Raw genomic sequence first — 25,657 nt, 5'->3', positions numbered from 1 at the left:
GACGGTTATGAGAGTAAAGACCTCGACATATAAAATCGCCAGCACTAGGCCATGTTCGAGCGGCGCGTTAGTCTTTGTAGCCCTGATCGAGGACTTTTGATGATCGATAGCCTTTCCTCTCGTACCCCGCAGCAAGCATTGGCCGGCTTGCTTGAGCGCTATGCGCCTAACCGTTTGCTATTGGTTGGCGCGAGCGAATTACCGGCCGTGCAAGCCTTTCAAGAGGCGCATCCGGATTGCCAGCTCGCCCAGGCTAGCGCCGGCCCACTGCCCGCGGATTTGGCGGCGCAACGTTTCGATCTCGCCCTGATTGCCGATTGCCTCGAGCATCTACCCAAACGCACTGGCTTGCAGCTGCTCGGCGGGATTCGCAACCTCAATGCCAGCCGGCTGGCGGTCCTCGTCGATCTACAGGCGAGCGCCTGGCAGGAGACCGATTTTTTCTCCCTGGCCCTGCAAGCCAGCGAGCGTTTCCAGCGCGGCGATCAGACCCTGACGCTATTCACCTATGACTTGCGCGAATACAAACAGGTACCCGACTGGCTCAACGCCAAGTTTTGGGCCAATCCAGAGAACTTCGGAAAATACTGGTGGTAACCATGCAAGCGATCTGCCCCTGCGGCAGTGGCAGTCATCTGGATGAATGCTGCGGCCACTACCACGCTGGCACGCCAGCCCCCAGCGCCGAACACCTGATGCGCTCGCGCTATAGCGCTTACGTGCTGGGTCTTGCCGATTACTTGCTGAGCACGACACTGATCGCTCAACAGACCGGCATTGACCGCGCGGCCATCAGTGCCTGGAGTGCACAGAGCACCTGGCTGGGCCTGGAGGTGGAAAGCGCCGAAGTATTCGGCGGGCAGCCCGAGCACGCCTTCGTCACCTTTACGGCGCGCTGGCACGATGGGCAGGGTGAGCACAGTCATCATGAGCGCTCGGCCTTCGTGCAGAACGCTGGTCGCTGGTACTACATCGACTCGACTGTGCCGCTCAAGGCCGGTCGCAATGATCCGTGTCCATGCCAAAGCGGTCTGAAATTCAAGAAGTGCTGCGCCGGCTTCGTCTGATCGCTCTGCTGCGCCACTGAAAAGGCCCGCATCTGCGGGCCTTTTGTTAATCCTGAAGTTTCAAATGCGACGTATCGGGTGCCGGTGCAGCGTTCTCCGTCTTCTTCTGCCCCATGTCGCTGCCCACCGGCGCCAGGCTGAACTGCGAGAAGTCCACTGCTGGCGGTGTGGCTTCGGGAAGCGCGTCCTGCAGATTGGCACCCACTGGCGCGATACCGAAATCCGGTGCATCCACTTCGCTGAATGCCGCCATGTACTCATCTCGAGGCGCCACCTGAAGACGGCCGGTGGGCGCCGGCGCAATCGCTATCGGAGGCGGCGGTGCCAGTTCGACCTCTTCGATCTGAATATCCAGGGCGACCACCTCGACCACTGCACCGGCGCGCTCCAGAGTCGAGCGGTACTTTTCCGCAGCCGCGCTATCGAGATTGCTTTTGATCACGATGCGCCGCCCAGAGAACAGCAGTGCGATACGTTGCTCGTCGGCCTGGAACAGTCGGGCCAGATTTGCCCGCACCAATTCCGGCTGCGCCCCCGGCAGCGTCTGGCCGGAAAAGGCGATTTCATAAAGGTTCATGGTCACACTCCTGTCCCATTTTCCGCTCAGTATGGCGCAGGTTTTTTTCAGCCAACAACAAGTTGCAGCCAAGCAGATGCTTGTTACACACTGAAAGCCCTAGCGGAGCATTGAAATGTTTTACCAGGCGAAAACGATAAAAATTATCAGCCTATTGATGTTCTTCGGTCTCACATCAGGCCTTGCAGGATGCTCCACCTGGCTTACAGGTGATTTCAAGGACCCGGATGTCCGCCTCATCAACGTTGATGTAGTCAGAGCCAAACTGTTGGAGCAGCGGTTCGTCTTGCGCTTTCGCATCGACAACCCGAACCCAGCCAGTTTCGCCGTACGTGGCCTGGATTACAGCCTGTACCTCAATGACATGAAGCTCGCCGACGGCGAATCCAACGTCAGCTTCACCGTCCCGGCCAACGGCCACCACACGTTCCAGATCCCGCTGCGCACCAACCTCTGGCGGCATATCAAACCCATCGTCAAATTGCTCGAAAGTCCCGATCAGCCGATTCGCTATCGCCTGGAAGGCGAAGTAAAAACCGGCTTCTGGTTCGGACGCAGCGTGCACCTGAGCCGAAATGGCGAGATAATTCCCGGCGATTTCATTCCGGAGTAGCTCACATGAGCCAGCAACCCCACGTTCACGGTCCTGATTGCAACCACGACCACGACCACGCTCACCACCATGACCACCATGACCACGATCATGGCCATGTCCACGGTCCGAATTGCGGCCACGCGCCCCAGGAGCCGGTTCGCAACGCCCTGAAAGATGTCGGACGCAACGATCCATGCCCGTGTGGCAGCGAGAAGAAGTTCAAGAAGTGCCACGGCGCTTAAATCGCCCGCTAGCATTCAAAGGCCCGCCCCGCGCGGGCCTTTTGCTTTCTGCCGATTGAACTGATGACGGGAGTCGGCAGAGCATCGTGCTACGCATATGGAGACAACAATGATTGACCTGTACTACTGGACAACCCCCAACGGCCACAAGATCAGCCTGTTCCTCGAAGAGGCCGGGCTGCCCTATCGGGTGCACCCGATCAATATCAGCAAGAACGAGCAGTTCGCGCCTGAGTACCTGAAAATTTCCCCGAACAACAAAATCCCCGCCATTGTCGACTCGCAGCCCGCCGACGGAGGTGCGCCGCTCGCGCTGTTCGAGTCTGGCGCGATCCTCCTGTACCTGGCGGAGAAAACCGGCCAGTTCATTCCTGCCGATCTGCGCGGTCGCCAAGAAGCGCTGCAATGGCTGTTCTGGCAAATGGGCGGCCTGGGGCCGATGGCCGGCCAGAACCACCACTTCAATCGCTTCGCCGCGGAAAAAGTCCCTTATGCGATCAAGCGATATGTCGATGAAACCGCGCGGTTGTACGGGGTGTTCGACAAGCATCTGAGCGGCCGCGATTTCGTCGCCGGGTCGGCCTATAGCATCGCCGACATGGCCATTTATCCCTGGATCGTGCCGCATCAATGGCAGGAACAGAATCTCGACGACTTCCCCCATCTCCAGCGCTGGTTCGCGGCAATCAAAGCTCGTCCAGCGACCGAGCGGGCCTACGCCTTGGCCGAACAGATAAACCCACCGGCGCGCAAATAGACGGCAAGCCGCCCGTGCGGCTTGCGCGGCGCTGTCGTGCTCACTAACGTAGCGCCCTGCCCAACGCCCTTCCCGCAGGAGCTTCACTCCATGGCCTCGCCAGCCCTAACGCAATTTCTTCCGCGCTTCGCCGCCGCAGCCATGTTCACCGGCATGCTCGGCCTCACCGGCTGTCAGAGCTGGCTAAATGGGCAATACGCCGACAGCCTGCCGCCGACCTCCGGGACGCATTCGGTCAAGGGCCTGGCGCAGAACGTGTCGATCCGCCGCAACGCGCTGGGCATGCCGCTGATCGAAACCAGCACCTTCCACGATGCGTTGTTCACCTTGGGCTATGTGCACGCGAGCGACCGGCTCAGTCAGATGGTCGGCATGCGCCTGATGGCCGAGGGTCGTCTGGCGGAAATGGCCGGCCCCGGCGTGTTGGAGGTCGACCGCTTCATGCGCGCGGTCAACCTCAAGCAGAGCGCCGAGGTGCTGTACAAAAATGCCTCGCCGCGCCTGAAGAAATTCTTCGAAGTCTACGCACGTGGCGTCAACGCCTATCTGTTCCGCTACCAAGACAAACTGCCTATGGACCTGGCCGAGACAGGCTATCGCCCGGCCTACTGGAAGCCGGAAGACTCGGTGCTGGTGTTCTGCCTGATGAACTTCGGCCTGGCGGTGAATCTGCAGGAAGAAATTGCCTCGCTGGTGCTCGCCCAGAAAGTCGGCGCCGACAAACTGGCCTGGCTGACCCCGACCTATCCGGACGAGCCGCTGCCGTTCGCCGAAGCCGAGAAACTCAAGGGCCTCGCACTCAGCGGGCAAATCCAGGGCCTCAGCGCCGTCAATGCCGCGGCCAGCCAGATCGCCGCGCTCGACAAGCTTGGGGTCGCCGCTTCCAACAACTGGGCCATCGCGCCGCAGCGCAGCCGCAGCGGCAAAAGCTTGCTGGCCAACGACACCCACTTGCCGATCAGCCTGCCGTCGGCCTGGAACTTCGTGCAGATCCGCTCGCCGAAATTCCAGGCCGCCGGCGTTACCGTCGCTGGGGTGCCGGCGGTGGTGGCCGGCTACAACGGCAAACTGGCCTGGGGCATGACCATGGTCATGGGCGATAACCAGGACTTGTTCCTGGAGAAGATCAAACGTCAGGGCAGCCGCCTGTACTACCAGTCCCAGGGCAAATGGCTGCCGGCCCGCGAGCGGCAAGAGACGTTCTTCGCCAAAGGTCAGCGCCCGATCCGCGAAACCATCTACGAAACCGCCCATGGTCCGTTGCTCAACAGCGTGCTCGGCGAGCGCAAACATATGCTGCAGCCACTGCAACTGAGCAGTGGCTATGGCCTGGCCCTGCAGACCACCCAACTGGAAGCGGACAAGACCCTTGATGCATTCTTTGATCTGTCCCGCGCCCAGTCGGTCGACCAAGCCTTCGAAGCCAGCCGGGAAATCCGCACGATTGCGCTGAACATGGTGTTCGCCGACGCCCAGCACATCGGCTGGCAAGTCACCGGGCGTTATCCCAACCGCCGTGACGGCATCGGCCTCTTGCCGTCGCCGGGCTGGGACGGTCGCTATGACTGGGATGGCTTCGCCGATTCGATGCTCCATCCGTACGACCAAGACCCGCAACAAGGCTGGCTGGGTACCGCCAACCAACGCACCGTACCCCGCGGCTACGGCATGCAGCTGTCCAACTCCTGGTATTACCCGGAGCGCGGCGAGCGGATTGCCGAACTGGCCGGCAGCGGCAAGCAGGACAGTCGCAGCATGATCGCCATGCAACAGGATCAAACCACCCCATTCGCCGCCAAGCTGAAAGCGATGGTCGGCGCACCCGGCATGGCCCAGCCGCTGCAGAAAGCCATCGACGCCCTGCCCGCCGGCGATCGCGCCAAGGCACGTGAGGCGCACACCCGCCTGCTGGCCTTCGACGGTCGTCTCGCGGCAACTTCGGCCGATGCCGCACTGTATGAGGTGTTTTTGCAGGAAAGTGCCCGGCAGACGTTCCTCGACGAACTCGGCCCGGACACCAGCCAGGCCTGGCAAGCCCTGGTCGAGAACGCCAACCTGTCCTATTCGGCGCAGGCCGACCATTTGCTCGGTCGCGAGGACAGCCCGTTCTGGGACGACGTCAGCACGCCGCAGAAGGAAGACAAACCGGCCATTCTCGCCCGCAGCCTGGCAGGCGCGGTCAGCTTCGCGGAAAGCAAGCTCGGCGCGGATCGCAAGGCCTGGCAATGGGGCAAGTTACACACTTACACCTTCGCCACCGAGACCACGCAAATGGCGCCGTATATGAGCGCCAGCCAGCGCACCGGGATCAACGCGATCAAGGGTTATCTGGACCGCGGGCCCTATCCGGCCGGCGGCGATCACAGCACGCTGAACGTGTCCGCCTACCACTGGGGCAAAGACTTCGACACCTGGCTGATTCCAGCCATGCGCATCGTCGTCGATTTCGCTCAGGCGGAGCCGATGCTGGGGGTCAACAGCACGGGCCAATCCGGCAACCCGGCCAGCCCGCATTACGCCGATGGCATCGATGCGTGGCGCAAAGGCCAGTACTTGAGCTTCCCGTTCCAATCGCAAAATATCGACAAGGTCTACGGCAGCAAACGGCTGACACTGATCCCCGGAAAATGAAGGCCGTTCATCGAAGCGGGTGAACTAAATTTTCCCACTCGACTCAGAGTAAGTGGACTTACTCCATTGATCATTTTTAGGGCGCCTCTGGCGCCCTTTCTTTTGCCTGAAATAATCTGCCTAACTCGCTAGGGCGGCGAACTTTCCTGGGAATGGGCGTTCAGAACCTCTGCATCGTTTGACTCCGGGCGCCCCCAGGCGCCCATTTTTTGGCCCGCAATTAATCGCCAGGCATCAAACCACCGGCGCCGGCGGCGGCTGATCAGGCACCGTCGGCTCCCCCGGTTCGCCAGGTTGATGGGGCTTCAACGGTTCGTCCGGACTATCCGGATCGGGTTGACCGGGAATGCCGCCGCTATGGATACCAAGTGGCTGGGTGAGCATCTCGCACCTCCTGAGAGTCGTTCGCTCTTCAACAGAGTGGGCGGCGCGATGGGGGTTCAAGTCTTTTCGTCACCCGTAATCAGCGCCCATAAAAAGGCTCTGCCCCAGTTACGTGTTGGGACGTTCAGGCCTGGTGGGTTACGCCGCTGCGCGGCTAACCCACCCTTGTATCTCGACTATCGTCCCGTGAGGGGGATAGTTCCCGACTGATCATCGGGGAGGGCCTGGAAGTCGTACCCACCCTAAGGCCTCGAGCCAGCTTTGTAGATAGTGCTCCGGCCCTCCACACTCACTCGAACAGTCCGAACGGTATCTAGGGCCCACCACAGGTGAGAGCTCGCATTCACAAGGTAGGGCCGGGTGCAGTGATGATCATCCTGAATGGATTAGCTGAGGAGTCTTCATGTCCAGCATCGTCGGCATCGACATCGCCAAGCACAGTTTCGACATCGTCACCCTGCAGGCGAATGGCAAGTACCGCACTAAGGCCAAGTTGGCCAACAGCGCCGCCGGTTTCCGGGTACTCCAGGAGTGGCTGCAGCAGTACGCCGAGCCGGGCGCCTGGCTCGTGATGGAGGCCACCGGCACCTATCACGAGGCGCTGGCCGAGCACCTGCATGGCCTGGGCTACCGGGTCTGTGTGATGAGTCCCGCGCAGATTGCCAGCTACGCCCGGAGCCAGTTGCAGCGGGTCAAGACGGACCAGGTCGACGCCAAGCTGATGGCCAGCTACGGCCAGCGGCACGTGGATGAGTTACGCGTCTGGCAGCCCGAGCCACCGGCGATACGCCGCCTGCGCGCGTTGGTGCGGCGTCTGCAGGACCTCAAGGAGATCGAGCAGATGGAGCGCAATCGCCTGGATGTCGCCGATGCCAGCGTGCAGGATTCGATCCGTTCGGTGCTGGAGCATGTCGAGCAGCAGATTGCCGAGACCCTGCAGGCCATCCGGGCACACATCGATGACGATCCGAACCTGCGCGGTAAGCGCGATCTGCTGGTCAGCATCGATGGCATCGGCGAGCAGACGGCCGCCTTGCTCCTGGCGGAGCTGGGCGATCCGCTGCAGTTCAAGAATGCCCGGGCGATCACCGCGTTCGCCGGGTTGAACCCGAAGCTGCAGGAGTCGGGCCAGCACAAGGGCCACGTGCGCATCTCCCGCGTGGGCTCGGCTCGTCTGCGCACCGGCCTGTACATGCCGGCGGTCGTCTCGCTGACCCACAATCCGGCCATCAAAGCCCTGGCACAGCGGCTGCGAGCCCGCGGCAAAGCCGGCAAGCAGATCGTCTGCGCGGCGATGCGCAAACTGCTGCACATCGCCTATGGGGTACTCAAATCGGGCCAACCCTTTGATGCTCGCCTGGCCCTTGCCCACTGAGTGACAAGACGGTATCTACAAAAGCGGTGCGCAATACTTAACGGGTACATAGCTATAAAAAAACCGGGCATTGGCCCGGTTTCTCTAACTCGCGCTCTAACCTTCAGGTCTTCGGCAGCGTCACGCCAGTCTGGCCCTGATACTTGCCACCACGGTCGCGGTACGACACTTCGCACGGCTCGTCGGACTGCAGGAACAGCATCTGCGCCACACCTTCGTTAGCGTAAATCTTCGCCGGTAGCGTGGTGGTGTTGGAAAACTCCAGCGTCACGTGGCCTTCCCACTCCGGCTCCAGCGGCGTGACGTTGACGATGATGCCGCAGCGCGCATAGGTGCTCTTGCCCAGGCAGATGGTCAGCACGTCGCGCGGAATGCGGAAGTATTCCACGGTGCGGGCCAGGGCGAAGGAGTTCGGCGGAATGATGCAGACGTCGCTCTTGATGTCGACGAAGCTTTTCTCGTCGAAATTCTTCGGATCGACGGTGGCCGAATTGATGTTGGTGAACACCTTGAATTCATCGGCGCAGCGCACGTCGTAACCGTAGCTGGAGACCCCATAGGAAATCAGACGCTCGGCGCCTTCGGTGCGCACCTGGCGCTCGACGAAGGGCTCGATCATGCCGTGTTCCTGGGCCATGCGGCGAATCCACTTATCCGATTTGATGCTCATGGCGGGCGTCGTCCTGATGGCGGTGGTTGAAAAATGATCGCGCATCTTACCGGAGGCACCGTATCGAGCAAAGTAGGCGCCGACCGGTCGACGACAAAGTTGCGCACCATTAGGCTGTGCACACCGCCCAGCCCGGAAAGGACTCCCTCGTGCTCGAAAACCTACGCCCTCTGCTCTACCTGAAGCTCACGTCCCGGCATCTCAGCGGCGTGCATCTGCCATCCGGCAACACCTTCGACGAGCCACCACTACTGGCCACGCAGACGCGTAACGGTAAGCGCGAGGCAGTAGCGGTAGGACACGAAGCCATGAACCTTCAGGGGCGGCCTGATATCGAGCTGCTCAACGGCTTCGAGCATCCCCGCTCGCTGCTGGCCAACTTTTCCATCGCCGAGAAAACCCTGCAGCTATTCCTTCGCCGGCTAGGGCCGAGGTCACTGTTCAAGGCAGCGCCCACAGTGATTCTGCATCCACTGGAGCATCTGGAAGGTGGGCTGACCCAAGTAGAGACACGCGGCCTGTACGAACTCTGCCGCAGCGCAGGCGCGCATCAGGTTCAGCTATGGGTTGGCCGCGAGCTGAGCCACGAGGAACTGCGCAACCGGCAGTTCCCCGCTGACGGCGGATCGCTACTGACCCCCTGAGCAAACTCAATCGTCGGAGATGACGATATTGGGTATCGCGCTGGCGCTGAGCTCGCTCTGGGCGATGCGCGCACCGACGCTGCGGGCCATGGCCTGGTAGATCATGGCGATCTGGCTTTCCGGATCAGCCACGGTGGTCGGCTTGCCGCCGTCTGATTGCTCGCGAATGGCCATCGACAGCGGCAACGAAGCCAGCAGATCGACGCCGTACTGGCTGGCCAGCTTCTCGCCGCCGCCTTCGCCGAACAGGTGCTCAGCGTGCCCGCAGTTCGAGCAGATGTGCACGGCCATGTTCTCCACCACGCCGAGCACCGGGATATTGACCTTGCGAAACATCTCCACGCCCTTCTTGGCATCCAGCAGGGCCAGATCCTGTGGGGTGGTGACGATTACCGCGCCGGCCACCGGCACCTTCTGCGCCAGGGTCAGCTGGATGTCGCCGGTACCCGGCGGCATGTCGACGACCAGGTAGTCGAGGTCATCCCAGGCGGTCTGGGTGATCAATTGCAATAACGCCCCGGAAACCATCGGCCCACGCCAGACCATCGGCGTGTTGTCGTCGGTGAGGAAGGCCATCGACATCACCTCGACTCCATGCGCCTTGAGCGGCACGAACCATTTCTGATCCTTGACCAGCGGCCGGGTACCTTCCGGAATGCCGAACATGATGCCTTGGCTCGGACCGTAGATATCCGCATCGAGAATCCCCACACGCGCGCCTTCGCGGGCCAGCGCCAAGGCCAGGTTGGCGGCCGTGGTGGACTTGCCCACCCCGCCCTTGCCGGAGGCGACGGCGATCACATTCTTCACGTTAGCCAGCGCCGGCACCTGGGCCTGGGCCTTGTGCGCGGCGATCTGGCAATCAACCTCGACCTTGGCCTGGCTTACGCCAGGGAGATTCTCCAGAGCCATTTGCAGCATCTGCGCCCAACCGCTTTTGAACAGACCGGCGGCGTAGCCGAGCTGCAGACGGACCCGAATCTGAGCGCCCTGGATGTCGATTTCCCGCACGCAGCCGGCGCTGACGGGGTCTTGATCGAGATGCGGATCGGTGAACTGACGTAGGCAGGCTTCAACCGCTTCGCGGGTGATAGAGCTCATGGGGCGACTCCAAAAGGCTGAGCAAAAACAGGCGGGAATGATAACAGCAGCCGCCAACCGGCTTTTTCGTAGGAGCGAATTTATTCGCGAACCAAGGCAGCCCTCATCGCGAATGAATTCGCTCCTACAGGGCGCTCGACACGGCGTCACGGATGAAAAAAACCCGCCGCGCCTATATAGTTGCCGACTTCCTTCGAAATACCAGTGCAGCCGATCACCATGTCCGAAGCCCGCAAAATCCTCGTCACCAGCGCCCTGCCCTACGCCAACGGTTCGATCCACCTCGGCCATATGCTCGAGTACATCCAGACCGACATGTGGGTGCGCTTCCAGAAGCTGCGCGGCAACCAGGCGATCTATGTGTGCGCCGACGATGCGCATGGCTCGGCGATCATGCTGCGCGCGGAGAAAGAAGGCATCACTGCCGAGCAGTTGATCGCCAACGTGCAGGCCGAGCACACCGCCGACTTCGCCGATTTTCTGGTCGATTTCGACAACTATCACTCCACCCATGCGGAAGAAAACCGCGAGCTGTCCACCGCCATCTACCTCAAGTTGCGCGACGCCGGACACATCGCCACCCGCTCAGTCACCCAATACTTCGACCCGGAAAAGGGCATGTTCCTCGCCGACCGTTTCATCAAGGGCACCTGCCCGAAATGCGCGGCCGAGGACCAGTACGGCGACAACTGCGAAAAATGCGGCGCCACCTACGAGCCGACCGAGCTGAAGAACCCGCGCTCGGCGATTTCCGGCGCCGTGCCGGTGCTCAAGGATTCCAAGCATTTCTTCTTCAAGCTGCCGGACTTCGAGGCCATGCTGAAAAGCTGGACGCGCAGCGGCACCCTGCAGGACGCAGTGGCCAACAAGATCGCCGAATGGCTGGATGGCGGCCTGCAGGAGTGGGATATCAGCCGCGATGCGCCGTACTTCGGCTTCGAGATTCCCGACGAGCCGGGCAAGTACTTCTACGTCTGGCTGGACGCGCCGATCGGCTACATGGCCAGCTTCAAGAACCTCTGCGCCAAGCGTCCGGAACTGGACTTCGACGCCTTCTGGGCCAAGGATTCGACGGCCGAGCTGTACCATTTCATCGGCAAGGACATCGTCAACTTCCACGCCCTGTTCTGGCCGGCCATGCTCGAAGGCGCAGGCTTGCGCAAGCCAACCGGGGTCGCCGTGCACGGCTACCTGACCGTCAACGGCCAGAAGATGTCCAAGTCGCGCGGCACCTTCATCAAGGCGCGCACCTATCTGGATCACCTGAATCCGGAATACCTGCGCTACTACTACGCCGCCAAGCTCGGCCGCGGCGTCGACGACCTCGACCTCAACCTCGAAGACTTCGTGCAGAAGGTCAACTCCGACCTGGTCGGCAAGGTGGTCAACATCGCCAGCCGCTGCGCCGGCTTCATCCACAAGGGCAACGCCGGTGTGCTGGTCGCCGGCAATGCCGCACCGGAACTGACCGACGCCTTCCAGGCCGCCGCGCCGAGCATTGCCGAGGCTTACGAGGCGCGCGATTTCTCCCGCGCCATGCGCGAAATCATGGCCCTGGCCGACCGCGCCAACGCCTGGATCGCCGACAAGGCGCCGTGGGCGCTGGCCAAGCAGGAAGGCAAGCAGGATGAAGTGCAGGCCGTCTGCGCCCTGGGCGTGAACCTGTTCCGTCAGTTGGTGATCTTCCTCAAGCCGGTGTTGCCGAACCTGGCGCGCGACGCCGAGGCCTTCCTCAACGTCGCGCCGCTGCACTGGGACGACCACCAGAGCCTGCTGGCCAACCACCAGCTGAACCCGTTCAACCCGCTGCTGACCCGTATCGAACCCGCGAAAATCGAAGCCATGATCGAAGCCTCCAAAGAAGACCTCGCCGCCACCGAAGCCAAGAACCAGCCCGCAGGCAATGGCGAACTGACCAAGGAGCCACTGGCCGCCGATATCAATTTCGATGCCTTTTCCGCGGTCGACCTGCGTATCGCCCTGATCGAAAAAGCCGAGTTCGTCGAAGGCGCCGACAAGCTGCTGCGTCTGACCCTGGATATCGGCGACGCCAAGCGCAACGTGTTCTCCGGGATCAAGAGCGCCTACCCGGACCCGAGCAAGCTGGAAGGCCGGCTGACCCTGTACGTGGCCAACCTGGCCGCGCGCAAGATGAAGTTCGGCGTGTCCGAAGGCATGGTCCTGGCGGCCGGACCTGGCGGCGAGGAAATCTACCTGCTCAGCCCGGATAACGGCGCCAAGCCCGGCCAACGGGTCAAGTAAGCCACGTCACCAATCACCGGGGATGGACGGCTGCGTGCTCCATCCCCGGCGCTGGCTGTAAGGCGCCCGCCCTGCGCTAGCCTTAGGGTTACTCGGGCGCCAGTAGGCGCCCTCCTCACTCCGGCACCGGTGGCTTCAATGACCGAATTCGCCCTGATCCTGGTCAGCTCCATCCTGGTCAACAACTTCGTGTTGGTGCAGTTTCTCGGCCTGTGTCCGTTCATGGGCGTGTCGCGCAAGATCGAGACCGCCATCGGCCTGGCGCTGGCCACCACGTTCGTCCTGACCCTGGCGGCGATGTGCAGCTACCTGCTGCTGCAGTACGTGTTGAAGCCACTGGATCTAGAGTTTCTGCGCACCATCGGCTTCATCCTGGTGATCGCTGTGGTGGTGCAGTTCACCGAGATGGTGGTGAACAAGACCAGCCCGCTGTTGTACCGCGTGCTGGGCATCTTCCTGCCGCTGATCACCACCAACTGCATCGTCCTCGGCGTCGCCCTACTCAACGCCAATCAGAGCGAACTGGGCTTTCTCGGCGCCACCACGCGCGGCTTCGCCGCCGGCTTGGGCTTCTCGCTGGTACTGGTGTTGTTCGCCGCGCTGCGCGAACGGATCGCCATCGCCGATGTACCCAAGCCGTTTCAGGGCGCAGCGATCGGCATGATCACCGCCGGCCTGATGTCGCTGGCGTTCATGGGCTTCGCCGGGCTGGTCAAGTTATGAGCCTGATCCTCAGCGCCATTCTCGCGCTGCTGGTGCTGTGCCTGGTCTGCGGCGCGCTGCTCGGCTATGCCGCGGTACGCTTCCGAGTCGAAGGCGATCCGGTTGCCGAGCAGGTCAACGCGCTGTTGCCGCAAACCCAGTGCGGCCAGTGCGGCTATCCCGGTTGCAAACCGTATTCCGAAGCCATCGCCGCCGGCGACAAGATCAATAAATGTCCGCCCGGCGGCGAGGCGACCATCGCCGCGCTGGCCGCCCTGCTGGATGTCGAAGCCGAGCCGCTGGATGCCGTCGAGGGCGCCTTGCCGCCCCGCGTCGCCTATATCCGCGAGGCCGAATGCATCGGCTGCACCAAGTGCATCCAGGCCTGCCCGGTGGATGCCATCGTCGGCGCCGCCAAGCTGATGCACACGGTGATCGCCAGCGAGTGCACCGGCTGTGACCTGTGCGTTGAGCCCTGCCCGGTCGACTGCATCGACATGCTGGTAGTCGGCACTCAGCTGCACAGTTGGAAGTGGCCGCAGCCCGCCCGTCTGATCGCCAGCGACCGCGAGCAAGCAGCATGACCGTCATACAGCTCTGGCAGATGCCCGGCGGCATCCACCCGCCGGACAACAAGCGCCAGTCCACCGCTCTGCCGATCCAAGCGGTTCCACTGCCGCGCCAGCTGATCCTGCCGCTCAGCCAGCACATCGGCGCGCCGGCCGAGCCCTGTGTGCAGGTCGGCGAGCGCGTGCTCAAAGGCCAGTTGATCGCCGCCGCCAACGGTTCCATCAGTGCGCCGGTACATGCGCCAACCTCCGGCATCGTCAGCTTCATCGGACCGCAGGCCTATCCGCATGTGTCTGGTTTGCCGGCGCCGGCCATCGTCATCGACAGCGACGGCCAAGAGCAGTGGTGCAAGCTGGTGCCCTGCCCGGACTATCGCCCACTGCCGGCCGCGGAGCTGCTGGCGAAGATCCGCGAAGCCGGGATCAGCGGTCTCGGCGGCGCCGGCTTTCCCTCCGAGGCCAAGCTGCGCACCCGCGCGGCGGAGAAAATCACCACCTTGGTGATCAACGGCGCCGAGTGCGAGCCGTATATCAGCGCCGACGACATGCTGATGCGCGAGTTCGCCAGCGAGCTGGCCAGCGGCATCGACATCCTTGCCCACCTGCTGCAACCCGAGCAGGTGCTGATCGGCATCGAGGACAACAAGCCCGAAGCCATCACCGCCGTGCGCGCGGCCCTCGGCGAGCGGCCGTACCAGCTGCGCGAGATTCCCACCCGCTATCCGTCCGGCGGCGAGAAGCAGCTGATCCAGATCCTCACCGGCGCCGAGGTGCCGAGCGGCGGCCTGCCGGCGGATATAGGCATGCTCTGCCTGAACGTCGGCACCTGCGTGGCCGTCCACAATGCCGTGGTCCTCGGCCAGCCGCTGATTTCCCGCATCGTCACCCTCACCGGTGCGGCGCTGGGCAAGCCGATGAACGTCAACGCTCTGCTCGGCACGCCGGTCAGAGAACTGCTGGCGCAGGCCGAATTGCACGCCGAACAGCTGGAACGCCTGCTGATGGGCGGACCGCTGATGGGCTTCACCCTGCCGAGTCTGGACGTGCCGCTGATCAAGACCAGCAACTGCCTGCTGGCTGGCAGTCATCAAGAACTGCCGGCGCCGCCAGCGGCCTTGCCGTGCATCCGGTGTGGCGACTGTGCAGAAGTCTGCCCGGCGCTTCTGCTGCCGCAACAGCTGCATTTTTTTGCCCTCGGCCAGGATCACGAACAGCTCAAGGCCCACCATTTATTCGACTGCATCGAGTGCGGCGCCTGCGCCTATGTGTGCCCGTCGAGCATTCCACTGGTGCAGTACTACCGCGCCGCCAAGGCGGATATCCGCGAGCTGGAATACAAACAACTGAAAGCCGAGCAGGCGCGCCAACGCTTCGAACAGCGCCAGGAACGCCTGCGCCGCGAGGAACAACGCCGCGAAGCCGAACGTCAGGCCCGACAGGAAAGAGCCGCCAGCGCCCGCCTGCAGACCGAGCAAAACGCCGCCGCGCCGGCGGGCGACAACGCCATCGCCCGGGTGCAGGCGCAAAAAGCCGGCACCCTCAGCGATGAGCAGAAACGCCTGAAAATCGCCGCTAGCATGGCCCAGGTCACCCTGAAGAAGGCCGAGAAACAATTAGCCGCCCATGCCACCACGGAGTTGCAGACCCAGGTCGATGAACTGCGCCAGGCCGCCGCTGCCGCGCAACAGGCGCTCGATGCGGCCATGGCCAACAGCGAACTTCCTGCCAATGCGGCTCCGTTTGAGGATGAAGCCGCGCGCAAGAAAGCCAAGATCCAGGCCGCCATGCTGCGTGTGCAACTGAAGAAGACCGAAAGTGCCGCCGGCGATGCGCCCAGCAGCGAACAACAGGCCGAACTCGAACGACTGCGCAACCAACTTGCCAGCCTCGAACCGCTGCTCGACGCGACCGAAGCCGCGGCAACGCTTAGCGCTCCTGCGCCTGCAGGGGAAGCGGCGCTGAAACGGGCGAAGATCGACCTGGCAATGAAGCGTGCCGCAATGAAGAAAGCCGAACAGGCTGGCGCCGACGCCAGCGAACTGGAAAGTCTGCGCGCCGCGCTGAGCGCCGCCGAACAAGCCCTGCACGCTGCCGAGGACGCCTCTGGCAAGCCCGCGCCGGAGCTGGTGCGCACCGACAAACGCCCGATAGACGAAGCCACCCGTGCGCTGAAAACCGAACTCGCCTACGCCCGTGCCGATCTGCACAAGCTGGAACGCGACGAGAGTGCTAGCGCCAAAATGCTGGAAGCCGCACGCACGCGACTGGCAGAGGCTGAACGCAAGTTGCAGGAGCGCCGCTAACCAATTTTGTAGGATGGGTTGAGCGCAGCGATACCCATCGAGCCGGCGCTCGTGGGCATAGCCACGATGGACCAAGAGCGGACGAGCAGGCCGACTTTCCTCTCCCGTAAACGGGAGAGGAAGTAAGAGCACAGGTTGAACCTGTAGCCCGGATGCAATCCGGGAAGCGATATCGAGATTCTCCCGGATTTCATCCGGGCTACGGATGGGTGAGCCCCCATCCCACGATGAACAGCAATCGGAGCCCTCATGGCCCTGCCCCGTATCACCTCGCCCCATACCCAGGGCGGCAATCGCACCCAGGGCGTCATGCTCCAGGTGCTGCTCGCTACTTTGCCCGGCGTGCTGGCGCTGACTTGGCTGTACGGCTTCGGCACGCTGATCAACCTGCTGTGGGCCAGCCTGGTCGCACTCGGCTGTGAGGCAGCGGTGCTTGCCGCACGCAAACGCCCCGTGCAGTTGTTCCTCAAGGATGGCAGCGCGCTGGTCACCGCCGTACTCCTGGCCCTGGCGCTGCCGCCCTTCTCGCCCTGGTGGCTGACGTTGATCGCCACCGCTTTCGCCATCCTGTTCGGCAAGCAACTGTATGGCGGCCTCGGGCAGAACCCGTTCAACCCGGCAATGGTCGGCTACGTGGTAGTGCTGATTTCCTTTCCGCTGGCCATGACCAGCTGGCCAGCGCCGCACAGCGTCGGACCGCTGGAGGCGCTGCAACGCATTCTCGGCCTCGTCAGTCAGCCCGACGGCTGGAGCCAGGCCACCGCTCTGGATGTGCTGAAGATCAACCACAGCCTGACCGTCGAAGAGCTGCGCGCCCGCTATCCGGGCTTCGGCGGTGACGGTGGCCGCGCGCTGGGCTGGATCAACGCGGCGTTCCTGATCGGCGGCCTGTACTTGCTGTACAAACGCCTGTTCACCTGGCACGCACCGGTCGGCATGCTCGCCGCGTTGATGCTGATGAGCCTGGTGTTCTGGAATGGCAGCGGCTCGGATTCCAACGGCTCGCCGCTGTTTCACCTGTTCAGCGGCGCGACCATGCTCGGCGCCTTCTTCATCGTCACCGATCCGGTCAGCGGCGCGACCAGCAATCTCGGCCGGCTGATTTTCGGTGCCGGGGTCGGCATCCTCGTCTACATCATCCGCACCTGGGGCGGCTACCCGGACGGCATGGCGTTCGGCGTCTTGCTAATGAACCTCGCCGCGCCAACCATCGATTACTACACCCGCCCGCGCACCTACGGCCACCGCAAGGCCGAGCGCGGCTTCAAGATTGGAGACTGAGCCGTGGCGCTGCCAGAAATCAGCCGCTCGATGCTGAAAAACAGCCTGGTGCTTGGCGCGTTCGCGATCATTACCGTGGGCCTGGTCGCGCTGACCCAGCAAGGCACCGCTGCACGCATTCTCGAGGCGGAACGCGAGGCGCAATCGCGCAGCCTCGGCGAGATCCTTCCCGCTGGCAGCTACGACAATCACTTGCTCGACCACAGCGTGCAGGTCTTCGAACCGAAGCTGCTCGGCAAGCCCGCGCCACTGCCGGCCTATATCGCCACGTTGCATGGCCGGGCCACTGCGGTGATTCTGCAAGTCACCGCGCCGGACGGGTATAGCGGTGCCATTCACCTGCTGGTGGGCATTCAGGCCGATGGTCGGCTGGCCGGCGTGCGGGTAGTTAAACACCGTGAAACGCCCGGCCTCGGTGACAAGATCGAACTGAGCAAAAGTCCCTGGGTGCGTGAGTTCGAAGGCCGCTCGCTAAGTAATCCGGACGCCAGCGGTTGGGCGGTGAAAAAGGATCAGGGCGCGTTCGACCAGTTCGCCGGAGCCACCGTTACCCCGCGCGCGGTGGTCAAAGCCGTGCATTTGGCCCTGCAATATTTCGACGCGCACAAGGCCGAGCTGCTCGGTAGCGAGGAGGCACCCAATGGCTAGTTACCGCGAAATTGCCGTCAACGGCTTGTGGAAGAACAACCCCGGACTGGTCCAGCTGCTCGGCCTGTGTCCGCTGCTAGGCACCAGCAATTCGATGGTCAATGCGCTTGGCCTGGGCTTGGCCACGGCGCTGGTGCTGACCTGCTCGAACGCCGCGGTGGCGCTGATTCGCAATGCGGTAAGCGATGCGGTGCGCTTGCCGATCTTCGTGATGATCATTGCCGCGCTGACCACTTGCATCGAGCTGTTGATGCGCGCCTATACCTTCGAGCTGTACCAGATCCTTGGCATTTTCATTCCGCTGATCACCACCAACTGCATCATTCTCGGCCGCGCCGAAGCCTTCGCGGCGAAGCACACCGTGTTTCAGGCCGGTTTCGATGGACTGATGATGGGTATCGGCTTCAGTCTGGTGCTGCTCGCCCTCGGCACCCTGCGCGAGCTGTTCGGGACTGGCATGCTGCTCAGCAATATGCAGCTACTGTTCGGGCCGCTGGCCGCCAACTGGCAGATCAGCGTGTTCCCGCACTATCAAGGCTTTCTCCTGGCAATCCTGCCACCCGGTGCCTTTCTGGTTCTGGGTTTGCTGATCGCCCTGAAAAACCGTATCGATGAAACGCTCGCCAGCCGTGCCGTGCTGCCGTTGCACGACCCCGCGGCAACACAGAATCGGCGCGTGCGAGTAACCGGAGTGATTGAGTGAACGCTGCAAAACGTCTGGAAATCTTTCGCCGCCTGCATGAAGACAACCCTGAACCAAAGACCGAGCTGGCCTATTCGACACCGTTCGAGCTGTTGATCGCGGTGATCCTTTCCGCGCAAGCCACCGATGTCGGCGTCAACAAAGCCACCGCCAAGCTGTATCCGGTGGCCAATACGCCCGAGGCGATTTACGCACTGGGTGTTGCGGGGCTCAGCGAATACATCAAGACCATCGGCCTGTTCAACAGCAAAGCCAAGAACGTCATCGAGACTTGCCGGATTCTGATCGAGCAGCACGGCAGTCAGGTGCCGGAAACTCGCGAGGCCTTGGAGGCCCTGCCTGGTGTCGGCCGCAAGACCGCCAATGTGGTACTCAACACTGCGTTCCGGCAGCTGGCCATGGCGGTGGACACGCATATTTTCCGGGTCAGCAATCGTACCGGCATCGCTCCAGGCAAGAATGTGCTCGAAGTGGAACGCCAGCTGCTGAAGTTCGTGCCCAAGGAATTCCTGCTCGACGCCCATCACTGGCTGATCCTGCACGGCCGTTACGTGTGCCAAGCCCGCAAACCGCGCTGCGGAAGCTGCCGAATCGAGGACCTCTGCGAATACAAATTCAAGACCTCGGACGATTGACTGTGTATTGCTCTTTTAGAAGATCGATTGAAAAAAACTTTTTTACCCATTCGGGTTTTGCCGATATAAGGGCGCAAATGGCTTAGGTAGTCCGGAGCAAGATCATGAGCACTGGCAAAAACGATGTCGAAATCGACGACGATCTGGTCGCCGAAGAAGCGGAAGATGCAGCGGAAACACCCGCCGAAGTCGCGAAAACCAACCTGACCAAACGGCGCCTGATCGATAACCTGCTGGAAGAACGCCGCCTGAATCGGCAGTTGGCCGAGTACGACTTTGATCTCTGAAGCACAGACATAAAAAAGCCCCGCCAATGCGGGGCTTTTTTATGTCTGTGGCGCGGGTCGATCAGTCGCGCCGCTTCGGCGAAAGCAACTCGATCTTGTAACCGTCCGGGTCTTCGACAAATGCCAGAATGCTGTGGCCATGTTTCATCGGTCCAGCCTCGCGAGTAATCTTGCCGCCCAGCGCGCGGATGTCCTCACACGCCTTGTAGACGTCTTCGACTTCCAGGGCGATATGGCCATAGCCGTTGCCCAACTCATACTCGCTGACGCCCCAGTTGTGGGTCAGTTCGAGCACGCTATTGTGTGCTTCGTCGCCATAACCGACGAACGCCAGAGTGAACTGGCCGTCCGGGTAATCGTTGCGACGCAGCAGCGTCATACCCAACACCTCGGTATAGAAGGCAATGGATTTATCCAGATCGCCGACGCGCAGCATAGTGTGCAGCAGTCTCATCAGGGTTCTCCTCCTCGGTGGCCCGCTTGACGGGGCTTAGAAATGCAAACCCCGGCTCGTGGCCGGGGTTTGTTGGCTCAGGCTTGCAGCTTATCAGAACAGCTTGCGGCCCTTGCCGGCAGCGATACGCATGCGCAGCGCGTTGAGCTTGATGAAGCCCGCGGCGTCGGCCTGGTTGTACGCACCGGCATCGTCCTCAAAGGTGGCGATGTTGGCATCGAACAGCGAATCGTCGGATTGGCGGCCAACGACGATGACATTGCCCTTGTACAGCTTCAGGCGCACTACACCGTTCACGTTGGTCTGCGAGGCGTCGATCATCTGCTGCAACATCAGACGCTCCGGACTCCACCAGTAGCCGGTGTAGATCAGGCTGGCGTACTTGGGCATCAGCTCGTCTTTCAGGTGGGCGACTTCGCGGTCCAGAGTGATCGACTCGATGGCGCGGTGCGCACGCAGCATGATGGTGCCGCCGGGGGTCTCGTAGCAGCCACGCGATTTCATACCAACGTAGCGGTTCTCGACGATGTCGAGACGGCCGATACCGTTCTCGCCGCCGATGCGGTTCAACTCGGTCAGCACCTGCGCCGGGCTCAGTTCCTTACCGTCGATGGCAACGATGTCGCCCTTACGGTAGGTCAGTTCGATATAGGTCGCGACATCCGGCGCCGCTTCCGGCGACTTGGTCCACTTCCACATATCTTCTTCATGCTCGGTCCAGGTGTCTTCCAGCACGCCGCCTTCATAGGAGATGTGCAGCAGGTTGGCATCCATGGAGTACGGCGATTTTTTCTTGCCGTGGCGCTCGATTGGGATGGCGTGCTTCTCGGCGTAGTCCATCAGCTTCTCGCGCGACAGCAGATCCCACTCACGCCACGGAGCGATGACTTTCACGCCTGGCTTCAGCGCGTAAGCACCCAGCTCGAAACGTACCTGGTCGTTGCCCTTACCGGTCGCGCCATGGGAAATGGCATCGGCACCGGTTTCGTTGGCGATCTCGATCAGGCGCTTGGCAATCAGCGGACGCGCGATGGAAGTACCCAGCAGGTACTCACCCTCGTAGACGGTATTGGCGCGGAACATCGGATAGACGAAATCGCGAACGAATTCTTCGCGCAGGTCGTCGATGTAGATTTCCTTGACGCCCATGGCCTTGGCTTTGGCGCGGGCCGGCTCGACCTCTTCGCCCTGACCGAGGTCGGCGGTGAAGGTCACCACTTCACAGTTATAAGTGTCTTGCAGCCACTTCAAAATCACCGAGGTATCCAGGCCACCGGAATAAGCCAGGACAACCTTGTTCACGTCCGCCATGCCATCAACTCCACGGGTATTACGGAAAACCCGTGATTCTACTGGGCTCGGCGGGCAATTTACAGGGGCGCGACAGCTTGTGACGGCAAGGCGACAGACTGTTACGCCGCTGCGACGATGCGATTCAGGACGCGCCAGAGGCTGCTGGGGCCGCCGCCGGGGACTGAGCTGGGGCTTGCGTCGGCGCGGTGGTCGCCGTCGGGGCGGGAGCAGCCGGCGACGCTTCGCGCGACAGACGGACAGTCACCCGTCGGTTCTTCGCGCGATTGGCTGCGTTGGTATTGGCCGCCAAGGGATATTGCTCGCCGTAGAAGCGCATAACGATCTGCGTCTCCGCCATGCCCTGGGCCTTGAAGTATTCCTGTACTGCCAGTGCCCGGCGCCGCGATAAATCGCGGTTGGTCAGGCGGTTGCCGCCATTATCGGCATAGCCGTCCAGTTCAATGTGGTTGACGCTAGGATCGGCACGCAGGAACTGCAGGATGATGTCCAGTTTGGCTCGGGCCAAATCGTCCAGCGCCGTACCATCTCCTGGAAAGCCAACTTGCGAGTGTTTGACCTGATCGAAGTTGACCGGGAGCAGCTTATTGGTACAGGCCAGGTAATCGTCGTAAGCCTTGGCGAACTTGACGGGCAGCAGGCGCACTTCCAATTGCTCGCCACTTTGCTGGCTACGGTGGCGCACCAGCGGGCTACGTCCATCCAGCAGGCCGCTGAGCAGCCGCCCGGCTTGCGCTTGCGTACTGTTAAACGGCACCTCGCCACTGCCGACGGACACCACGCCGAGATTGATATCGCCACGCCCCGGCTGCCAAGGGGCGGCGGCGGCGAGCAAGGTCGCCGAACCGGCCCCCATCCAGCGCTCACGCACCTGCAGACGAAACGTCGCCTGCTCGCCAGCACGCCGCACGAACTGACCACTGCCAAAATCAGTAATCGCCTGCGACAAGCGGCATTCGAATTGGTCGCCCTCAACCGTCCACTCGACCTTCTCCAGACGCGTCTGAAAAGTCAGCGCCTGCACCGGCAGGCTGGCAAACAGGCTAAAAAGGAGAATGATTGACCGAGGCACAGCAAGCTCCGCGAAGGAAATACGGCATTCCTTCGGGTATCGGTCATAGCCGCCAAAACTTGATAGCCAGTGCTTGAAAGGCCCTTTTCCGGTAGCATTCAGGCACGTTTTACCCGCCTGGAATTCCCCATGTCAGACCGCCTCACCCTACTGCGCCCAGACGATTGGCACATCCATTTGCGCGACGGTGCCGTCCTGCCACAAACCGTCGGCGACGTCGCTCGTACCTTCGGCCGCGCCATCATCATGCCCAACCTGGTGCCACCGGTGCGCAATGCCGAAGAAGCCGATACCTATCGCCAGCGCATCCTCGCCGCCCTGCCGGCCGGTAGCCGTTTCGAGCCGCTGATGGTCCTGTATCTCACCGACCGCACCACGCCTGGCGATATCCGCGCCGCTAAAGCCAGCGGCTTCGTTCATGCCGCCAAGCTTTATCCGGCTGGCGCTACGACCAATTCGGACTCCGGCGTAACCAACATCGATGCAATCTTTCCGGTTCTGGAAGTGATGGCCGAAGTCGGCCTGCCGCTGCTGGTCCACGGCGAAGTCACCCGCGCCGAGGTGGATGTCTTCGATCGCGAGAAACGCTTCATCGATGAGCACATGAGTCGTGTCGTCGAACGTTTCCCCACGCTAAAAGTGGTGTTCGAGCACATCACCACGAGCGATGCCGCACAGTTCGTCAAAGGCGCGTCAAGCAACGTCGGCGCCACCATCACCGCTCACCATCTGCTGTACAACCGCAACCACATGCTGGTCGGCGGTATCCGCCCGCACTTCTATTGCCTCCCGATCCTCAAGCGCAACACGCATCAGGAAGCGCTGCTGGATGTGGCCGTGAGTGGCAACCCGAAATTCTTCCTCGGTACCGACTCGGCACCGCATGCCCAGCACGCCAAGGAAGCCGCCTGCGGCTGCGCCGGCTGCTACACCGCCTATGCCGCCATTGAGCTATATGCCGAAGCCTTCGAGCAGCGCAACGCGCTGGACAAGCTGGAAGCCTTTGCTAGCCATCACGGCCCGGATTTCTATGGCCTGCCGCGCAATCAGGACAGCATCACCTTGATCCGCGAGGACTGGACCGCCCCGGCCAGCCTGCCGTTTGGCGAACAAACCGTGATTCCGCTACGCGCCGGCGAAACGCTGCGCTGGCGTCTGGAGACTGCACTGTGAGCGAAGAACAGTTCGATGACGAACTCGACGGCAGCCTGCCTTCTGGTCCGCGCCACCCAATGGCCGCACGCTTTCGCGGCTATTTGCCCGTAGTCGTTGACGTCGAAACCGGCGGTTTCAACTGCGCCACTGACGCCCTGCTGGAAATTGCCGCTACCACTATTGGCATGGATGACGACGGCTTTCTGTTTCCTGAGCACACCCAGTTTTTCCGCGTAGAACCCTTTGAGGGCGCCAATATCGAGGCCGCTGCACTGGAGTTCACTGGCATCAAGTTGGACCACCCGCTGCGCATGGCGGTGAGCGAAGAGCACGCGCTAAACGAGATTTTCCGCGGCCTGCGTAAATCGATCAAAGCCAACGGCTGCAAGCGCGCCATTCTGGTCGGCCACAACAGCAGCTTCGACCTCGGCTTTTTAAATGCCGCAGTGGCCCGCACCAGCCTCAAGCGCAATCCGTTCCATCCATTCTCCAGCTTCGATACTGCGACCCTCGCGGGTTTGGCTTACGGGCAGACGGTCCTGGCCAAGGCTTGCCAGACTGCCGGGATTGAGTTCGATGGACGTGAGGCGCACTCCGCGCGTTACGACACGGAAAAGACTGCCGAACTGTTCTGCGGGATCGTTAACCGCTGGAAAGAAATGGGCGGCTGGATGGACTTCGAAGACTAAAAAAGCGGCTTTGCATTCAGCATGACCCTAAGAAAACCGGCCCAGGCCGGTTTTCTTTTGTCTCACGTCTGGCGCAATACGCGAGGCCGTTGACCCGTTTCTAAAGGCGACTTACCACTAATCGGACAAATGAGAATCTCCCCACTTCAATTTTGACAAGCATTCTCATTAACATTAATATCCCGCCCATCAAGCCATTTCAGTTTTCGGGCGATCCCCTATGTACGTCTGCCTCTGCCAAGGTGTCACCGACGGTCAAATTCGCGATGCGATCTATGAAGGTTGCTGCAGTTATCGCGACGTTCGCGAGTCTCTCGGGGTCGGTACCCAATGCGGCAAATGTGCATGCCTGGCCAAGCAGGTCGTACGCGAAACCCTGACCGAGGCGCAAAGTATGCAGTCAGCGCTAGCCTACCCCGCAGGTTTTGTTGCCGCCTGATTTAACCGCAAATATAGAACCGGACTTTATGTCCGGTTTTTTTATGTCCTGAATTCAACAATTTAGCTTCAAAACGCGGAACAAAAACGTTCGTATTCAGATTATTTTTTACTTATATTTCAATAACTTATGTTTGACAGATATGCTTTCCGCTCGCACACTATTCAAAATAACCATTCCTTTGTGCGGCAGGAGCAGACATGAAAGGCGACAAGAAGGTCATCCAGCATCTCAACAAGATCCTCGGGAACGAGCTGGTCGCCATCAACCAGTACTTTCTGCATGCGCGCATGTACGAAGATTGGGGTCTGAAGAAACTCGGCGAGCACGAGTACCACGAGTCCATCGACGAAATGAAGCATGCGGACAAGTTGACCAAGCGCATCCTCTTTCTTGAAGGCCTGCCCAACCTGCAAGATCTCGGCAAGCTGATGATTGGCGAGAACACCCGAGAGATGCTCGCCAGCGACCTGAAGCTGGAGATGAGCGCAGTGCCCGATCTGAAGACCGCCATCGCCTACTGCGAGACCGTGGGCGATTACGGCAGCCGCGACATGCTCGAGGAAATCCTCGAGTCCGAGGAAGAGCACATCGACTGGCTGGAAACCCAGCTCGGCCTGATCGACAAAGTCGGCTTGGAAAACTACCTGCAGTCGCAGATGGACGAATAAAAGTTGCAGATACAAAAAAGCCCCGCAGTGCGGGGCTTTTTTGTATCTGCAAATCAGGCGCTGGCGTTGCTGGCCGCATTCTTGATCAGGGTTTGCAGCTCACCCTTCTCGAACATCTCAAGCATGATGTCGCTACCACCAACCAGCTCGCCACCCACCCACAGCTGCGGGAAAGTCGGCCAGTTGGCGTATTTTGGCAGATTGGCGCGGATTTCCGGATTCTGCAGGATGTCGACGTAAGCGAATTTCTCGCCACAGCCCATCACCACTTGCGCGGCCTTCGCGGAAAAGCCGCATTGCGGCGCATTCGGCGAGCCTTTCATATACAGCAGAATGGTGTTGTTGGCGATCTGCTCTTTGATGGTTTCGATGATATCCATGGGGCACCTCGGCACTGAACTTCCCGACTCACCGGTCGGCACGATGGCGGCAT

28 protein-coding genes and 1 pseudogene are annotated in these 25,657 nt (G+C 61.4%); 21 read left to right on the top strand and 8 right to left on the bottom strand.

Translation table 11 applies throughout. From position 1 onward, the window contains the following. Positions 1-99 precede the first annotated feature (99 nt). Entirely contained in the window at positions 100-597 is a 498-nt protein-coding gene (locus NVV93_RS05520; protein WP_258253444.1) for a DUF6231 family protein, read from the top strand. 2 nt (positions 598-599) lie between these two features. Then, the gene (locus NVV93_RS05515; protein WP_258253443.1) at positions 600-1,067 is read left to right on the top strand and encodes a YchJ family protein; all 468 of its coding nucleotides are present in this window, start codon (positions 600-602) and stop codon (positions 1,065-1,067) included. Between the two features lie 46 nt (positions 1,068-1,113). Here the strand turns inward: NVV93_RS05515 and NVV93_RS05510 are convergent, their stop codons facing one another. Continuing rightward, positions 1,114-1,644 carry a hypothetical protein gene (locus NVV93_RS05510; RefSeq protein WP_258253442.1) on the bottom strand — a complete coding sequence of 177 codons (531 nt, stop codon included), beginning with the start codon at positions 1,642-1,644 and terminating at the stop codon, positions 1,114-1,116. 115 nt (positions 1,645-1,759) lie between these two features. On the opposite strand from NVV93_RS05510, the gene NVV93_RS05505 reads away from it, so the two are divergent. From NVV93_RS05505 to NVV93_RS05490, 4 genes are all read left to right on the top strand, one after another. Then, a complete protein-coding gene (locus NVV93_RS05505; RefSeq protein WP_258253441.1) occupies positions 1,760-2,257 on the top strand; it encodes an LEA type 2 family protein in 498 nt (165 codons plus the stop codon). Between the two features lie 5 nt (positions 2,258-2,262). After that, positions 2,263-2,481: an SEC-C metal-binding domain-containing protein gene (locus tag NVV93_RS05500; protein ID WP_258253440.1), complete on the top strand. Its 219-nt coding sequence runs from the start codon at positions 2,263-2,265 to the stop codon at positions 2,479-2,481. 109 nt (positions 2,482-2,590) lie between these two features. Beyond that, complete coding sequence (locus tag NVV93_RS05495; RefSeq protein WP_258253439.1) at positions 2,591-3,238, top strand: glutathione binding-like protein; 648 nt, start codon at positions 2,591-2,593, stop codon at positions 3,236-3,238. 90 nt (positions 3,239-3,328) lie between these two features. After that, a complete protein-coding gene (locus NVV93_RS05490) occupies positions 3,329-5,869 on the top strand; it encodes a penicillin acylase family protein (protein ID WP_258253438.1) in 2,541 nt (846 codons plus the stop codon). 234 nt (positions 5,870-6,103) lie between these two features. Here NVV93_RS05490 and NVV93_RS05485 read toward each other — a convergent pair. After that, positions 6,104-6,253, bottom strand: a pseudogene (locus NVV93_RS05485) (hypothetical protein); the annotation flags it as partial. Positions 6,254-6,656: 403 nt separating this feature from the next. Here NVV93_RS05485 and NVV93_RS05480 point away from each other — a divergent pair. Beyond that, a complete protein-coding gene (locus NVV93_RS05480) occupies positions 6,657-7,628 on the top strand; it encodes an IS110 family transposase (RefSeq protein ID WP_258253437.1) in 972 nt (323 codons plus the stop codon). Positions 7,629-7,731: 103 nt separating this feature from the next. Here the strand turns inward: NVV93_RS05480 and dcd are convergent, their stop codons facing one another. Continuing rightward, positions 7,732-8,298: a dCTP deaminase gene (gene dcd / locus NVV93_RS05475; RefSeq protein ID WP_258253436.1), complete on the bottom strand. Its 567-nt coding sequence runs from the start codon at positions 8,296-8,298 to the stop codon at positions 7,732-7,734. A gap of 149 nt (positions 8,299-8,447) precedes the next feature. Between dcd and NVV93_RS05470 the strand changes: the two genes are divergently transcribed. Continuing rightward, positions 8,448-8,942 (top strand): rod shape-determining protein, encoded by a 495-nt coding sequence (locus tag NVV93_RS05470; RefSeq protein WP_258253435.1) that lies wholly within the window; start codon positions 8,448-8,450, stop codon positions 8,940-8,942. A 6-nt stretch (positions 8,943-8,948) separates the two neighbouring features. Here NVV93_RS05470 and apbC read toward each other — a convergent pair whose 3' ends face one another. Then, complete coding sequence (apbC, locus tag NVV93_RS05465; protein WP_258253434.1) at positions 8,949-10,043, bottom strand: iron-sulfur cluster carrier protein ApbC; 1,095 nt, start codon at positions 10,041-10,043, stop codon at positions 8,949-8,951. Between the two features lie 219 nt (positions 10,044-10,262). Here apbC and metG point away from each other — a divergent pair, with 219 nt between their 5' ends. The 9 genes from metG to NVV93_RS05420 all read left to right on the top strand — a co-directional run bounded on the left by metG (position 10,263) and on the right by NVV93_RS05420 (position 19,433). Continuing rightward, complete coding sequence (metG, locus tag NVV93_RS05460; protein WP_258253433.1) at positions 10,263-12,305, top strand: methionine--tRNA ligase; 2,043 nt, start codon at positions 10,263-10,265, stop codon at positions 12,303-12,305. A gap of 138 nt (positions 12,306-12,443) precedes the next feature. Further along, positions 12,444-13,028: an electron transport complex subunit RsxA gene (gene rsxA / locus NVV93_RS05455; RefSeq protein ID WP_258253432.1), complete on the top strand. Its 585-nt coding sequence runs from the start codon at positions 12,444-12,446 to the stop codon at positions 13,026-13,028. After that, positions 13,025-13,591: an electron transport complex subunit RsxB gene (gene rsxB / locus NVV93_RS05450; protein ID WP_258253431.1), complete on the top strand. Its 567-nt coding sequence runs from the start codon at positions 13,025-13,027 to the stop codon at positions 13,589-13,591. Before rsxA ends, rsxB begins: the two co-directional genes overlap by 4 nt. Further along, on the top strand, positions 13,588-15,879 hold the full coding sequence (rsxC, locus tag NVV93_RS05445; protein ID WP_258253430.1) for an electron transport complex subunit RsxC: 2,292 nt from the start codon (positions 13,588-13,590) through the stop codon (positions 15,877-15,879). Before rsxB ends, rsxC begins: the two co-directional genes overlap by 4 nt. Before the next feature lie 249 nt (positions 15,880-16,128). Then, complete coding sequence (locus NVV93_RS05440; RefSeq protein WP_258253429.1) at positions 16,129-17,160, top strand: RnfABCDGE type electron transport complex subunit D; 1,032 nt, start codon at positions 16,129-16,131, stop codon at positions 17,158-17,160. 30 nt (positions 17,161-17,190) lie between these two features. Continuing rightward, a complete protein-coding gene (rsxG, locus tag NVV93_RS05435; RefSeq protein WP_309137392.1) occupies positions 17,191-17,808 on the top strand; it encodes an electron transport complex subunit RsxG in 618 nt (205 codons plus the stop codon). Further along, a complete protein-coding gene (locus NVV93_RS05430) occupies positions 17,801-18,511 on the top strand; it encodes an electron transport complex subunit E (RefSeq protein WP_258253427.1) in 711 nt (236 codons plus the stop codon). Before rsxG ends, NVV93_RS05430 begins: the two co-directional genes overlap by 8 nt. After that, positions 18,508-19,146 (top strand): endonuclease III, encoded by a 639-nt coding sequence (nth, locus tag NVV93_RS05425; protein ID WP_258253426.1) that lies wholly within the window; start codon positions 18,508-18,510, stop codon positions 19,144-19,146. The genes NVV93_RS05430 and nth overlap by 4 nt, the downstream gene beginning before the upstream one ends. A 104-nt stretch (positions 19,147-19,250) precedes the next feature. Continuing rightward, complete coding sequence (locus NVV93_RS05420; protein WP_258253425.1) at positions 19,251-19,433, top strand: PA3496 family putative envelope integrity protein; 183 nt, start codon at positions 19,251-19,253, stop codon at positions 19,431-19,433. A 61-nt stretch (positions 19,434-19,494) separates the two neighbouring features. Here NVV93_RS05420 and gloA read toward each other — a convergent pair whose 3' ends face one another. The 3 genes from gloA to NVV93_RS05405 form a co-directional block, all read right to left on the bottom strand. Next, entirely contained in the window at positions 19,495-19,887 is a 393-nt protein-coding gene (gene gloA / locus NVV93_RS05415; RefSeq protein WP_258253424.1) for a lactoylglutathione lyase, read from the bottom strand. A 93-nt stretch (positions 19,888-19,980) separates the two neighbouring features. Continuing rightward, positions 19,981-21,198, bottom strand: coding sequence for an argininosuccinate synthase (locus tag NVV93_RS05410; protein WP_258253423.1), 1,218 nt, complete (start codon positions 21,196-21,198; stop codon positions 19,981-19,983). Positions 21,199-21,322: 124 nt separating this feature from the next. Next, a complete protein-coding gene (locus tag NVV93_RS05405; protein WP_258253422.1) occupies positions 21,323-22,270 on the bottom strand; it encodes an OmpA family protein in 948 nt (315 codons plus the stop codon). 129 nt (positions 22,271-22,399) lie between these two features. Here NVV93_RS05405 and pyrC point away from each other — a divergent pair, with 129 nt between their 5' ends. The 4 genes from pyrC to bfr all read left to right on the top strand — a co-directional run bounded on the left by pyrC (position 22,400) and on the right by bfr (position 25,224). After that, a complete protein-coding gene (gene pyrC / locus NVV93_RS05400) occupies positions 22,400-23,443 on the top strand; it encodes a dihydroorotase (RefSeq protein ID WP_258253421.1) in 1,044 nt (347 codons plus the stop codon). After that, positions 23,440-24,114 (top strand): ribonuclease T, encoded by a 675-nt coding sequence (gene rnt / locus NVV93_RS05395; protein ID WP_258253420.1) that lies wholly within the window; start codon positions 23,440-23,442, stop codon positions 24,112-24,114. The genes pyrC and rnt overlap by 4 nt, the downstream gene beginning before the upstream one ends. A 220-nt stretch (positions 24,115-24,334) precedes the next feature. Then, positions 24,335-24,553, top strand: coding sequence for a bacterioferritin-associated ferredoxin (locus NVV93_RS05390; RefSeq protein ID WP_258253419.1), 219 nt, complete (start codon positions 24,335-24,337; stop codon positions 24,551-24,553). Between the two features lie 200 nt (positions 24,554-24,753). Continuing rightward, entirely contained in the window at positions 24,754-25,224 is a 471-nt protein-coding gene (gene bfr / locus NVV93_RS05385; RefSeq protein ID WP_258253418.1) for a bacterioferritin, read from the top strand. 53 nt (positions 25,225-25,277) lie between these two features. Here bfr and grxD read toward each other — a convergent pair whose 3' ends face one another. Further along, positions 25,278-25,604 carry a Grx4 family monothiol glutaredoxin gene (gene grxD, locus NVV93_RS05380; RefSeq protein ID WP_258253417.1) on the bottom strand — a complete coding sequence of 109 codons (327 nt, stop codon included), beginning with the start codon at positions 25,602-25,604 and terminating at the stop codon, positions 25,278-25,280. Positions 25,605-25,657: the final 53 nt, after the last annotated feature.

It is taken from the genome of Pseudomonas sp. LS44, assembly GCF_024730785.1.
In the GTDB taxonomy this organism is placed as follows: Bacteria; Pseudomonadota; Gammaproteobacteria; order Pseudomonadales; family Pseudomonadaceae; genus Aquipseudomonas.
This window is presented reverse-complemented; position numbering and strand designations above follow the sequence as displayed.